General features: G+C 68.2%; 15 protein-coding genes. 5 read left to right on the forward strand and 10 right to left on the reverse strand.

Translation table 11 applies throughout. The annotated features are described in order from the left end of the window. Positions 1–34 precede the first annotated feature (34 nt). On the forward strand, positions 35–526 hold the full coding sequence (locus DMC64_RS10920; protein WP_125733387.1) for a hypothetical protein: 492 nt from the start codon (positions 35–37) through the stop codon (positions 524–526). A 32-nt stretch (positions 527–558) separates the two neighbouring features. Here DMC64_RS10920 and DMC64_RS10925 read toward each other — a convergent pair whose 3' ends face one another. Together DMC64_RS10925 and DMC64_RS10930 are read right to left on the reverse strand one after the other, a co-directional pair. Then, positions 559–1,176 (reverse strand): Uma2 family endonuclease, encoded by a 618-nt coding sequence (locus tag DMC64_RS10925; RefSeq protein ID WP_125733388.1) that lies wholly within the window; start codon positions 1,174–1,176, stop codon positions 559–561. A gap of 73 nt (positions 1,177–1,249) precedes the next feature. Further along, positions 1,250–2,395: an acyl-CoA dehydrogenase family protein gene (locus tag DMC64_RS10930; protein ID WP_037347987.1), complete on the reverse strand. Its 1,146-nt coding sequence runs from the start codon at positions 2,393–2,395 to the stop codon at positions 1,250–1,252. Between the two features lie 103 nt (positions 2,396–2,498). On the opposite strand from DMC64_RS10930, the gene DMC64_RS10935 reads away from it, so the two are divergent. From DMC64_RS10935 to DMC64_RS10950, 4 genes are all read left to right on the forward strand, one after another. Continuing rightward, positions 2,499–3,089 carry a TetR/AcrR family transcriptional regulator gene (locus DMC64_RS10935; RefSeq protein ID WP_125733389.1) on the forward strand — a complete coding sequence of 197 codons (591 nt, stop codon included), beginning with the start codon at positions 2,499–2,501 and terminating at the stop codon, positions 3,087–3,089. A 43-nt stretch (positions 3,090–3,132) separates the two neighbouring features. Continuing rightward, positions 3,133–4,074, forward strand: coding sequence for a carbohydrate kinase (locus DMC64_RS10940; protein ID WP_125733390.1), 942 nt, complete (start codon positions 3,133–3,135; stop codon positions 4,072–4,074). A 192-nt stretch (positions 4,075–4,266) separates the two neighbouring features. Continuing rightward, entirely contained in the window at positions 4,267–5,583 is a 1,317-nt protein-coding gene (locus tag DMC64_RS10945) for a citrate synthase (protein WP_051972324.1), read from the forward strand. Between the two features lie 115 nt (positions 5,584–5,698). Continuing rightward, a complete protein-coding gene (locus DMC64_RS10950; RefSeq protein ID WP_125733391.1) occupies positions 5,699–7,045 on the forward strand; it encodes a deoxyribodipyrimidine photo-lyase in 1,347 nt (448 codons plus the stop codon). On the opposite strand, the gene DMC64_RS10955 is transcribed toward DMC64_RS10950, so the two are convergent. The 8 genes from DMC64_RS10955 to DMC64_RS10990 form a co-directional block, all read right to left on the reverse strand. Further along, positions 7,042–8,232: an ABC transporter permease gene (locus DMC64_RS10955; RefSeq protein WP_125733392.1), complete on the reverse strand. Its 1,191-nt coding sequence runs from the start codon at positions 8,230–8,232 to the stop codon at positions 7,042–7,044. The two genes, DMC64_RS10950 and DMC64_RS10955, sit on opposite strands and share 4 nt — an antisense overlap. After that, entirely contained in the window at positions 8,229–9,155 is a 927-nt protein-coding gene (locus tag DMC64_RS10960; RefSeq protein ID WP_125733393.1) for an ABC transporter ATP-binding protein, read from the reverse strand. The genes DMC64_RS10955 and DMC64_RS10960 overlap by 4 nt, the downstream gene beginning before the upstream one ends. After that, positions 9,152–9,382, reverse strand: coding sequence for a hypothetical protein (locus DMC64_RS10965; RefSeq protein ID WP_125733394.1), 231 nt, complete (start codon positions 9,380–9,382; stop codon positions 9,152–9,154). Before DMC64_RS10965 ends, DMC64_RS10960 begins: the two co-directional genes overlap by 4 nt. Further along, a complete protein-coding gene (locus DMC64_RS10970; RefSeq protein WP_125733395.1) occupies positions 9,379–9,834 on the reverse strand; it encodes a hypothetical protein in 456 nt (151 codons plus the stop codon). The genes DMC64_RS10965 and DMC64_RS10970 overlap by 4 nt, the downstream gene beginning before the upstream one ends. Then, positions 9,831–10,376: a hypothetical protein gene (locus DMC64_RS10975; RefSeq protein WP_037347975.1), complete on the reverse strand. Its 546-nt coding sequence runs from the start codon at positions 10,374–10,376 to the stop codon at positions 9,831–9,833. Before DMC64_RS10975 ends, DMC64_RS10970 begins: the two co-directional genes overlap by 4 nt. After that, the gene (locus DMC64_RS10980) at positions 10,373–10,642 is read right to left on the reverse strand and encodes a helix-turn-helix transcriptional regulator (RefSeq protein WP_005155992.1); all 270 of its coding nucleotides are present in this window, start codon (positions 10,640–10,642) and stop codon (positions 10,373–10,375) included. The genes DMC64_RS10975 and DMC64_RS10980 overlap by 4 nt, the downstream gene beginning before the upstream one ends. An 84-nt stretch (positions 10,643–10,726) precedes the next feature. After that, positions 10,727–12,268, reverse strand: a complete 1,542-nt coding sequence (locus DMC64_RS10985) for a glycerol-3-phosphate dehydrogenase/oxidase (RefSeq protein ID WP_125733396.1) — start codon at positions 12,266–12,268, stop codon at positions 10,727–10,729. After that, on the reverse strand, positions 12,265–12,828 hold the full coding sequence (locus DMC64_RS10990; RefSeq protein WP_037347972.1) for a TetR/AcrR family transcriptional regulator: 564 nt from the start codon (positions 12,826–12,828) through the stop codon (positions 12,265–12,267). The genes DMC64_RS10985 and DMC64_RS10990 overlap by 4 nt, the downstream gene beginning before the upstream one ends. Between the last annotated feature and the right edge of the window lie 54 nt (positions 12,829–12,882).

Genomic DNA, 12,882 nt, shown 5'->3' on the forward strand with positions numbered 1-12,882 from the left:
TCATGTGTGACACATCGGGGAGGGTGTGTAACACATGAAGCGCTGGGTCTTCGTCTTGGTCGTCGGAATCGGGTTCCTGGTCGTCACCTTGCTGTTCTCGCGCGAGGACCCGAATCTCATCAAATGCGGGGGCCGGATCATGTCGCCCGGGGACGTCTGCGAGACCACGAAGAACGGTCGCACCACCGGCGAGGACACCTACGCCGAGATGAAGGCCGCCGCCGAGTCCCGTGCCGAGACGTTCCGGAATCACGGTCTCTGGATGGCAGGGGTCGGTGTCGCGCTGACCGGCTTGGGGGCGACGATGCTGATCCGCGGGAAACGGCGCAAGGACCGCGCCATCGCCGCGGCTCGGCAGGATGTGCAGTGGCAGGCGCAGCCGGGTTTCCCGCGGCAGCAGGGTTTTCAGCAGCCCCAGTGGCAACCCGCACCGGGGCAGCAGCCATGTCCGCCGCAGAACGGATGGCCGCAGCAGCCCGGTCCGCCGCCACAGCAGTTCGGCCCGCCGGGGTACGGAGGCTCGTGAGTGTTTCGGGTCGTTCTAACGACCCGAAACACTCACGACAGCAGCCGGCCGAGGTCCAGCTTCACCGGAAACGGTTCGAGGGCCTTGAATTCGCCTGTCATGGCCGGAGAGTCCTGATAGCCGAGTTCGCCCGCCTGATGGCAGGCGACGACCGAGACCGGTTCGCTGAGGTCGACGATCCAGTAATGCGGGATCCCCGCGTCGGCGTACTCGCCGTGTTTGGTCACGTAGTCGGTGCGTTTCGAGCCAGGCGACACGATCTCGACCACCACGACGACGTCGTCCGCGTGATACATCGTGTCTTCTTCGTCGATCCGTTCGCCTGCCTCGCGAAGGGCGATGATCAGATCCGGTCGCCTGGCGAAGCCTGGCTCGCCTGGCGGCACCAACCCCAGATCAACGTCGATGTCCTGGACGAATTCGAGGTGGTCGGGCAGCTGCGACTCCAGCTGCCTGGCCAAGGCGTACAGCGCCTTGTTGTGTCTCCTCTTGGGGCTCGGTGACATGACGAGGCGGCCTTCCACGAGCTCGGTGAATCCGGAATCGGGCTCACCGAGCGCCGCGTACTCCGCGACCGACAGCAGGTGATCCGGGATGGCCCACCCTGGTTCACCGTGCGACCCGGTCGTGGAATAGGGAACGGCTGTCACAGCGTCTCCTCACGTCATCCACAGTGTCTCACGGCCAAGGGGTGACCATCGGTGATCGTATCAGCGCGGAGTGTCAGCCTTTCCGCAGTTCCCGCGCGATGACCATGCGCTGGATCTGGTTCGTGCCCTCGAAGATCTGCGGCACCTTCGCCTCCCGCATGTACCGCTCCACCGGGAAGTCCTTCGTGTAGCCGGCACCGCCGAGGACCTGCACGGCGTCGGTCGTCACCTTCATCGCACCGTCGGTCGCGACGAGTTTCGCGATGGACGCCTGCCGCTGGAACGGCAGCCCGCGGTCGCGGCGGCGGGCCGCGTCGAGGTACATCGCACGGGACGTCTCGACGGTCGCGGCCATGTCGGCCAGCAGGAACTCCAGGCCCTGGAACTCGATGATCGGCCGCCCGAACTGCGTGCGCCCCTTCGCGTACTCGAGCGCCTCGTCCAGCGCGGCCTGCGCGAGCCCGACGGCGCATGCGGCGATGCCCAGCCGTCCGGAGCTGAGCGACGAAAGCGCGATCTTCAGCCCCTGACCCTCCTCGCCGATCCGGCGTTCGGCGTCGACGGCGGCGTCTTCGAACATCAGCTGTGCCGTGGTCGACCCGGTGAGGCCCATTTTCCGTTCGGGCGGCGCGGCCGAGAGGCCCGGCGTCGCCGCGTCGACGAGCAGGCAGCTGATGCCCTGCCCGCCCTCGTCGCTGGTGCGCACCATCGTCGTGTAGAAGTCGGCCTCACCCGCGTGGGTGATCCACGCCTTCGTGCCGTTCACGACGTACTGGTCGCCGTCGAGCCGGGCGCGCGTGGACAACGCGGCCGCGTCGGAGCCGGCGTGGGTCTCCGAGAGCGCGTACGCGCCCAGCAGGCCGCCTTCGAGCATCGCGGGCAGCCAGCGGTCACGCTGTTCGTCGGTGCCGTGGTGCGCCAGCGCGAAGCAGGACATCGTGTGCACGGAGAGCCCGACGCCCACCGACATCCACGCCGCGGCGATCTCCTCCAGAACCTGCAGGTAGACCTCGTACGGCAGCTCGCCGCCGCCCCACCGCTCCGCGTACGGCAGGCCGAGGAGACCCGCCTGCCCGAGCAGCCGGAACTGCTCGCGCGGGAAGTGGGCGGTCTCTTCGTACTTGCTCGCGATCGGGGCGAGTTCCTCGCGCGCGATCTCCTTGGCCAGGTCGATCAGGTCCTGGGCCTCGGTGCTGGGCAGCAGACGGTCCGCCGGCATGGCTCCTCCGAGCTGAACGGTACTAAAAACAGTACTGTGGGCTGATTCAGCGTACAGTAGACGGCGCTGGGGGGACACCGTTCGCGTAGGGGATAGTGATCCGATGACCTCGCGCCGCCAGCCCACCGCGCGTCAGAGAGCACTGCTCTCGGAACTCGAAGCGCTCTTCCTCGCCGAGGGGTTCTCCCAGTTCACGCTGGACGACCTGGCGGCGAGGCTCCGCTGCTCGAAGTCGACGCTCTACGCGCTCGCTCCCAGTAAGGAGCAGCTCGCGGTGAAGGTCGTCACCCACTTTTTCAAGGGGGCCGCCGAGCTGCTGGAGGAGCGGATCGCCGGGATCGACGACGCCCGCAAGATCCTCGGCGAGTATCTCGCCGGGATCTCCGAATACCTGAATCGCGCCTCGGCCGCTTTCATGACCGACATCGCCGAATTCGCGCCGGCGCGCGACGCCTATCAGCTCAACAGTCGCGCCGCGGCCGCCCGGATCCGGTCGTTCATCGACCGCGGGGTCACCGACGGCGTTTTCCGTGAGGTGCACGCGCGGCTGATCGCGGAAATGGCGGGGCTGATCATCGAGGGAATCCAGACCGGCGTGATCGGGCAGCGCACCGGGGTGACCGACGCCGAAGCGTTCACGGCGTTGTCGGAGCTTTTGCTTGGCGGGCTGGCGACAAAAAATGTCCTGAACTGACAATTCTGGTGGCGGAACCACCGCCTCGGCTAGCATCGCGCCCGTGATCGTGGTGGGTGGAGAGGCGCTGGTCGACCTCGTTCCTGGTGAACCGTTGGATTCCACTGTGGACGGTGGGTTGCGCGCGCTGCTGCCCCGGATGGGTGGTGGTCCCTACAACGTCGCGCTCGCCGCCGGACGGCTCGGCGTCCCGACGGGTTTCCTCTCGCGCGTCTCGAACGACCGTTTCGGGGTCGCGCTGGTGGACCGGCTGCACGCCTCCGGCGTCGACACCGCGTTGCTGCAGCGGGGAAACGAGCCGACGACACTCGCTGTGGTCGCGCTCGACGACAAGGGCTCCGCCCGGTACACCTTCTACACCGAGGGCACCGCGGACCGGCTCGTCGCCGACCCCGGCCCGCTGCCCGAAGATGTGACGGCGCTCTCCCTCGGCACCCTCGGCATGGTCTTGGAGCCGGGCGCGAGCACCTACGAAACGCTGTTGCGCCGCGAATCCGCGCGCGGCGTGCTGACCGTGCTCGATCCGAACATCCGTGCGGCGCTGATCGAGGATCCGGCCGCGTACCGTGCGCGGTTCAAGTCCTGGCTGCCGCATGTCCGCCTGCTCAAGATCTCCGACGACGACACGGAATGGCTCGCCGAAGGCGCCGACCCGGTCGACGCGGCAAAGGTCTGGACCTCTTGCGGAGTCGATGCCGTCGTGCTCACCCGAGGCGCCCAGGGGTTGTCCGTCATCACACGAGCGGGCGAAATCGCGCAGGTCCCGTCACGCCGGGTCGACGTCGTCGACACGATCGGCGCCGGTGACACCGTGCAAGGCGCCCTCCTGGCGTGGCTGTACTCGAACGGCGTGCGCGACGTGTCCACTCTCGACGCCGACGGCTGGCGTACGGCGCTCGAATTCGCGGCGAAAGCGGCGTCGATCACCGTCTCGCGGAGCGGGGCGGAACCGCCGACGGCCGAAGATATGGCATCCGCCGTGTGAACCTGGTCCCAAAGGGGCTGTTGTGAGCAACTCACCCGCTGCGCGTTGACCCCATTCTCGACTAGCGTGGAGGGGAATTTATACCCCAGCGGGGCGGTGTGCAGCGAGGCCGTGGGTCACGCGCGTGAAAGAGGGCGTACCTGTGGAACCTACAGGCGCCGCCGGCCCGTGCTGAACGTGAGAGGGACTTACATGTCCGACGCGACGACGGCTGCGGGGCAGTCCGGCGAGACCGCGACGCTGCGCCTGCCCAACGGCGAGCACGAGTTCAAGGTGATCCACCCGGTGGAGGGTGCGCCTGGGATCGAGCTGGGGAAGCTGCTGGCGACGACCGGGTACATCACCCACGACCCGGGGTTCGTGAACACCGGCGCCGCGTCCTCGGCCATCACCTACATCGACGGTGACGCCGGCATCCTGCGCTACCGCGGGTACCCGATCGAGCAGCTGGCCGAGAAGTCGACCTTCATCGAGGTCTCGTACCTGCTCATCTACGGCGAGCTTCCCACCCAGACGCAGCTGTCGGAGTTCACCGAGAAGATCCAGCGCCACACCCTGCTGCACGAAGACCTGAAGGCCTTCTTCAGCGGTTTCCCGCGTGACGCGCACCCGATGCCGGTGCTGTCCAGCGCCGTATCCGCGCTGTCGACCTTCTACCAGGACTCGCTCAACCCGTTCGACGAACCGAACGTCGAGCTGTCCACCATCCGCCTGCTGGCCAAGGTCCCGACCCTGGCCGCGTACGCGTACAAGAAGTCCGTCGGCCAGCCGCTGCTGTACCCGGACAACTCGCTCGGCCTGGTCGAGAACTTCCTGCGGATGACCTTCGGCTTCCCGGCCGAGCCCTACGAGGTCGACCCGGACGTCGCCAAGGCGCTCGACCTGCTGTTCATCCTGCACGCCGACCACGAGCAGAACTGCTCCACCTCGACCGTGCGCCTCGTCGGCTCCTCCGAGGCGAACCTGTTCGCCTCGATCTCGGCGGGTATCAACGCCCTGTTCGGCCCGCTGCACGGTGGCGCCAACAGTGCGGTCCTGGACATGCTCGAGGGCATCCAGGCCGAGGGCGGCGACGTCGCGAACTTCGTCCAGCGCGTGAAGAACAAGGAAAAGGGTGTCCGCCTGATGGGCTTCGGGCACCGGGTCTACAAGAACTACGACCCGCGCGCGAAGATCATCAAGAACACCGCGGACGAGATCCTCTCCAAGCTCAAGGGCGGCGACCAGCTGCTCGACATCGCGAAGAAGCTGGAAGAGACCGCGCTCTCGGACGACTACTTCATCGAGCGCAAGCTGTACCCGAACGTCGACTTCTACACCGGCCTGATCTACCGGGCGCTCGGCTTCCCGACGAAGTACTTCACCGTGCTGTTCGCGCTCGGCCGCCTGCCGGGCTGGATCGCGCACTGGCGCGAGATGATCCAGGACCCGGCCACCAAGATCGGCCGCCCGCGGCAGATCTACACCGGCTACGCGTCGCGGGACTACGCGCCCATCTCGGAGCGCTGATCCCCCCCTCCCGCAAATGTCATGAAAGGGCCGTTCCTGACGTTTTTCGTCAGGAACGGCCCTTTCATGACATCCGGGCGTGCGGAGGCGCGAGAGCACGCTTAGGGTTGCCGGAGTGACCAGAGAAGCCCCGGTAGTCCTGTGGTTCCGCCGCGATCTCCGCCTCGGAGACCACGCCGCCCTGCTGGAGGCCTCGAAGCACAGCAAGCACGTCCTCGCGCTGTACGTCCTCGACGACGCGCTCCTCAAACCCTCCGGCGCCCCGCGCGTCGCGTTCCTCCACGGCTGCCTGAAGGCGCTGGACGACCAGCTCGGCGGACGCCTGATGCTGGTCAAGGGCGACCCGGTCAAGGAGGTCGTCAAGGCCGCGTGCGAGTTCGGCGCCGCTGCCGTGCACGTCAGCACCGACACTGGCCCGTACGGTCGCCGCCGCGACGACGAGGTCGAGAAGGCGTTGGCGGAGCACGACATCGCCTGGGTCGAGACGGGTTCGTCGTACGCGATCACACCCGGCCGCATCACCAAACCCGATGGCGACCCCTATCGCGTCTTCACCCCGTTCTACCGCGCGTGGGTGCGTCACGGCTGGCCGCGCCCCGCCGACACCGGGAAGTCCATTGTGGACTGGGTGGAGCCGCCGCGATCGGTCAAGCTTCCGAAATCCCCATCGCTCAAAGGGATGGAGTTGCCCGAGCCCGGCGAGAAGGCGGCGCTGGAGCGCTGGCGCGAGTTCCTGGACGACGGCCTCGAAACCTACGACGAGGATCGCGACCGTCCCGATCGTCCCGGTACGACAAGGCTTTCGCCATATCTGCGCTGGGGTTGTGTGCACCCGCGCACCCTGCTGGCCGACCTCGCGGGGAACGAGGGCGCCGGAGCCAAGGCACTGCGTGGCGAGTTCGCCTGGCGCGAGTTCCACGCCGACGTCCTGTGGCACCGCCCCGAAACCGCGCGGAAGAACTACGATTCCCGGTTCGACGCCATGGAGCACGAGAGCGACGACGAAGCCTTCCAGCGGTGGTGCGAGGGGCGCACCGGGTTCCCGATCGTCGACGCCGGGATGCGTCAGCTGCTCGCCGAGGGCTGGATGCACAACCGCGTCCGGATGATCGTGGCGAGCTTCCTGGTCAAGGATCTGCATCTGCCGTGGTGGCTCGGCGCGCGGCATTTCATGAAGCATCTGGTCGACGGCGATCTCGCGTCGAACCAGCTGAACTGGCAGTGGGTCGCCGGCAGCGGCACCGACGCCGCGCCCTATTTCCGGATCTTCAACCCGACGACGCAGGGGGAGAAGTTCGACCCCGCCGGTGACTACGTCCGGCGCTACGTCCCCGAACTCCGGTCCGTGCAGGGCAAGGCCGTGCACAAACCGGAGAACGTCGAGGACTATCCGGCACCGATGGTCGACCACGCGCACGAACGCCAGGTCGCTCTGGAGCGTTACGGCGCCATCAAAGGTTAGCTGCGCAGGGCTTCCGAAAGCTTGATCCGGCTGCCGACCCGCAGGACGCTGTTCTGGTAGATCCGCGCGCCCAGCCAGGTGAACAGGGCGATGGCGCCCACGGTCAGGCCCAGCGACGCCGCGATCTCCCACACCTCGACGGTGCCCGCCGCGATCCGCGCGGGCATCAGCACCGGGGAAAGCAGCGGCACCAGGGAAAGCACCTTGGTTGCCGTGCCTTCCGGCGCCTGGGCCAGCAGGTTGAACCCGACGACGAAGCCGAGGATCAGCACGATGTTGACCGGCCCGATCACCGACTGCGTGTCCTCCTGGCGGGAGACCAGCGAACCCATGGCGCCGTAGACGGTGGCGTACAGCAGGAACCCGAGCAGGTACCACACGACACCCCACAGCAGGGCGCTCGTCGCGACGCCGGACAGCGTCAGCACGTCGGTCGCCGAAGCGACGATGAACCCGGCGCCACCGATGATCACCAGCTGCGTCAGCCCGACCAGGCCGAGCCCGATCACCTTGCCCAGCAACAGATGCCACGGCCGCACCGTGGACAGCAGGATCTCCACCACCCGGCTGGACTTCTCTTCGACCACGCCCTGCGCGACCAGCGTCCCGTAGGTCACGATGCTCATGTACAGCAGCACCGCCACGATCAGCCCGATGACCATCCGCTGCGATTTCTCGGGGTCCGGCGGTTTGATCGAGTCGACCTCGACCTGCGTCTGGTGGACCGTGCGCATCACCTGCTCAGGGGATTCCTGGGCTTCGGACAGGATGCCGTTCAACACCTCCTGCTGGGAAACGCCGTTCAGCAGCGCACGCAGTTTGGTGTCCAATTCGGACTTGACGAGCACCTTCAGCTCGGTGGCGTTGCCGGACAGCAACGCGTCGAGATCACCGTTCTCGACCTGCGAGCGGCCCTGCGCCGGATCGGCGACGGTGACGGTCTCGATCTTCTCGCCGATCGCCTCGCCCGCGGTCTTGAGCTGCTGCGCGATCCCGGCGGTCTGGCCGGTGAGACCGACCTTGCTCTTGTCCTCGTTGCTGATCAGCGTCGACTGCAGCAGGACGTAGCCCATCAGCATGACCAGCAGGACGGCGGTGCCGACCACGAAGGACCTGGTGCGCAGCCGGGTGTTCAGCTCGCGTGTGGCGATGAGCCGGACCGCGCGCCATGAGGAAACGGTGTTCATGCGGAAACTCCCTGTGCCGCAGGCTTTTCGGCGACCGCGTCGCGGAAGAGCTCGGTCAGCGAACGCCTGCGTTTGGTGAATTCGGTGACCGGCCCGGTGGCCAGCGCCGCGGCGAGCACGGCCTGATCGTCGGCACCCGTCTCGAGTTCGAGGATCGTCGTCGGGCCGTTCTGCTCGATCGTCCGGACCCCGGGGACGGCCGAAGCCCAGCCGGGAACGGCGCCGGGCGCGGTGACGACGAGCCCGTTGCCCGCGCCGGCGGTCAGCTCCCCGACGGTGCCGGAGGCGACCATCCGTCCACTTCGGATGATGCCGACGCGGTCGCACAGCCGCTCGACCAGATCCAGCTGGTGACTGGAAAAGACCACCGGCACCCCGGTCGCGGCCTTCTCCCGCAGCACCCCGCTCATCACGTCCACGGCCAGCGGGTCGAGGCCGGAGAACGGCTCGTCCAGCACGAGGACCTTCGGATCGTGCACCAGCGCGGCGGCGAGCTGCACGCGCTGCTGGTTGCCGAGGCTCAGCTTCTGGACCTCGTCCTTGCGCCGTTCGGTCAGCCCGAGCCGGGCGATCCAGTTCTCGGCGCTGCGGTGGGCGTCGTTGGCCGACATCCCGTGCAGCTCGGCGAGATAGACCAGCTGCTCCAGCACCTTCATCTTCGGGTACAGCCCGCGTTCCTCCGGCATGTACCCGATATGCGTGCGGGTCTCGTGGGTGATCGGGGCGCCGCCGAAGCGCACCTGGCCGGAGTCGGCCGCCAGCACCCCGAGCACGATCCGCATCGTGGTGGTCTTGCCCGCGCCGTTGCTGCCGACGAAACCGAACAGCTCACCGGGCTGGACCTCGAAGCTCACCTCGTCCAGCGCCACCTTCGCGCCGTAGCGTTTGGAGACCTTGTCGATCTCCAGCTTCCCCTCGCTCATTTCCACTTCCCCTCTTCGAAATACCGCACCAGCGCCGCGAATCCCCGATGGACGCCGGAAACCGTGCGGTTCCGTTCGATCAGCCCGTCCAGCTTGACGTTGCTCACCACCGAGGTGGCCCGGTAGACCAGGACCGCCCTCCCCGCGCCGGCGAGGACCCCACCCGCCACCAGCACGACGGCGACCACGCCGATGGACATCTTGTGCCGCTTCTTGTCCCCGGTCATGCCGGAGCCACCCCCTCGAAGTCTTCAGGGTCGTCGTCCGGCAGCCGCCACGCGAGCCACAGCGCCGGTAGCGACGTCCCGAAGACGAACAACGCCGCTGTCATCGCGGCCAGCAGCGAACCGGAATCCGGTTGCCCCGCCGCGTAAAGCCCGTACCCGAGATCCACCAGCATGAGCACGCAGATTCCCTGGAACGCAGCGTAGTGCGCGCGGTTTCGCAGCAGCAGTTCGCGTTCGTCGAGATCCTTCGCCGCGGAGCCCGGCCTGCCGACGGCCTTGCGCAGCACCGCCGCCGTGCCGACGCAGAGACACAGCCCCGGTCCCATCAGGCCCACGGCGAACCACAAGGTCGGCTCGCGCAGCAGCGCGGCACCGGCGATCACGACCAGATGGCCGATCACGGCGGCGACGGCGAGCCGGCGACGATCCGCTCGCGTCCGGGTGGTGGTCATGCCGGGCTCACCCCTTCGAAGTCTTCGGGGTCGTCGTCCGGCAGCGACCAGCCGAGGATGACGCCGGAGAGCGTGGTCCCGGTGACCAGCAGCGCGCAGGCCATCATCGCGCCGCGCGCGCCACCGTCTTCGGTACCGGCGACGATCAGGCCGTAGAACACCGCGATCAGCATCAGCGCGACCAGCACCTGATAGCTGACGAAAGTGACACGATGACGCCATTCCCGCTCGCGTTCGTCGAGACGGCTGGAGAACCCGTTGCTCATCTTGCCGGTCAGGATCCGCAGCAGATAGTGCGCCCCGCCCGCGATGAAGCAGCCGCCGAACCAGCACACCAGGAAGGCGGGGGTGTGGCCGGTGTGGAACAAGGCGGCACCGGCGATCAGGATCAGATCGCCCGTCACCACCAGCACACTCAGCGTCCGCCGCCGTTTCCTCGTACGCCACGACGGAAGCCGGAGGGCGCGTTTGCGTTCCAGCTCCTCCCATCGTTCCTGCTGACGCTCCCAGTACGCCGCGAGACGGCCTCGTTCCTCGCTCATGTTCCCCCCTCCCGGTAGACCTGAGTGGACAGCGGCGTGAACGGTTCGCGGCTGAACACGGCTTCGACCGGGAGGTCGAACACCGCGCAGATGCGGAACGCCAGGTCCAGGCTCGGGTAGTGGTCTCCCCGTTCGAGCGCGCCGATGGTCTGCGGATTGACCTCGACGGCCGTCGCGAGGGCGGCCCTGCTCAGTCCACGCTCGGCCCGGAGCACGGGAAGCCGGTTGTAGATCGGCAGCTCTTTGCCGCGTCTTACCGGGCTCATGGAACATACTGTTGCAAAAACCCAACGACTCGTCAAGCTGAGGGCATGACTCACCGCATTTAGAGGACTAAATGCGGTGAGGGGTCAGGCGAGGCCGGCGAGTGATTTGTCGACAAGTTCCTGGACGCGGGCGCGGGCGGCGGTGGCGTCGGGGGCGACCAGGCCGAGCCGGGTGCGGCGTTCCAGGACGTCCTCGACGTCGAGGGCGCCCTCGTGCCGCACGGCCCAGACGACCTCCGCCGCGCTGATGTCGGTCCCGTCGAACAGGGGGAGCCCCAGTTCCGGGTCGACCTCGCCGAGAGCTGCGACCCGCGGCGCCTCGGTGCCGTACTTCGCGACGAGCCGAGGCGGCGCGTCCACAGTGGACAGACGGTCGCGCGGTGTCGCGCCGAGCAACGGGAGCCGGGACGTCGTCGACGGTCCGGCGAGGAGCCCGGACCGCTTCAGCGCGGCATCGACGGCGTCTTCGGCCATCTTCCGGTACGTCGTCAACTTCCCGCCGACGACGGTGAGCACGCCGTCGGCTCCGGTCACCACCGCGTGCTTGCGGGAGAGATCCGCGCTGCGCCCGCCACTGCCTTCGACCAGCGGTCGCAGACCGGCGAACGAGCCCGCCACGTCGGCGCGGGTCAACGGGCGGGTGAATGCCGTCGAGGCCACTTCGAGCAGGAAGTCCACATCGGACTCCGGCACGGTCGGCACCCGCGGCACCGGCCCGTCGATCGGTTCGTCGGTGACCCCGACGAACACCCGTCCGTCCGGTTGCGGCAGCAGGAAGACGAAGCGGTTGTTCTCGCCGGGGACGGGCACGTTGACCGACGTCGCGCCGATCCGCGCCGCCCCCGAGGCCAGGATGAGGTGCGAGCCGCGAGACGGCCGCAGCCGGACCGACTCCGCCAGTTCGCCCGCCCAGACACCCGTCGCGTTGATCACCTGCCGGGCGTGGATCTCGATCTCCTGCCCGGTGAGCCTGTCCCGCGCCAGCACCGATTCCGCGTCGAGCCGGAGCGCCTCGACCCTCGTCAGGATCTTCGCGCCGCGTGCCGCGGCCGTGCGGGCGAGGCTCACCACCAGGCGCGCGTCGTCGGTCAGCGCGCCGTCGTAGGCCAGCAGCGCCCCGCGCAGTCCTTGTGGGGACAGGCCGGGCGCGAGCGCCAGCGCCTCCGCGGCCGGGATCGACCTCGGCCGGGGGAGTACCGACGCCGGGGTCCCGGCCGCGCGGCGAAGGCCGTCGCCCGCGACGAGGCCGGTCATGATGAAGGCCTGCTGACCGCGAGAGGTCTTGCGGTACATGGGGAACAGCTGCGGGATGGCCCTGGTGAGATGCGGGGCGGTGCGGGTCATCAGGATGCCGCGTTCGACGGCGCTTTCGTGTGCCAGCGCCAGATCGCCCTTGGCGAGATACCGGAGCCCGCCGTGGACGAGCTTGCTCGACCAGCGCGACGTCCCGTACGCCAGGTCGTACGCCTCGATCAGGGCGACCGAAAGCCCGCGCGCGGCCGCGTCCAGCGCGATCCCGGTGCCGGTGACACCGCCGCCGACCACCACCAGGTCGACCCGCTCGCCGCCGGCCAGCGCCGTGAGTTCCCGGTCGCGCCGCAGAGCGTTGAGCGAGCCCGGCGTCACGGGCGCAGCGCCGCGTCGAGCACGTGGGCGAACTCCGTCATCAGCGCCTTCTCGTCCACGTCCGCGATGGCGGGACGGTACGAGAACGCGAAGGACTGGATGAGCAGCAGCAAGGTGCGAGCCTGCGCGGCCAGATCACCCTTGCGGATCGAGCCGTCCTCGTGGCCCGACTTCAGCAGGTGCAGGATCACACCTTCGGCGAAGCGCTGGGTCTTCCCGAACCGCTCGACGATGTAGGGCAGGACCAGTTCCGAATCGAGGTCCAGCAGGGTGCGGAACAGCGGGTCGCCAGACAGCGCGGCGACGGCGGCCGAAGAGCTCTGGACGAGCTTCTCGCGGAAGTGGGCGGGCTCGACTTCGGGCTCCGCGGCGCCCTGCAGCAGGCCGCCGAACTCGCGGGTCATGAGGGTCGCGAGCACACTGCGCACATCCGGGAACCGGCGGTAGACGGTCATCCGGCTGACCTTGGCGGTCCGGGCGATCTCGGCGAGGGTGGTCCGCCGCACGCCGACGGCGAGCACGCACTTCTTCGCGGCGTCGAGCAGAACGTCGTCGGACACACGTGTCGAGGCCTGGCGGGATCGGGTGTCCGCCAGCGCCGAAACGCCTGTTTC

It is taken from the genome of Amycolatopsis sp. WAC 04197, from assembly GCF_003947475.1.
GTDB lineage: Bacteria > Actinomycetota > Actinomycetes > Mycobacteriales > Pseudonocardiaceae > Amycolatopsis > Amycolatopsis japonica.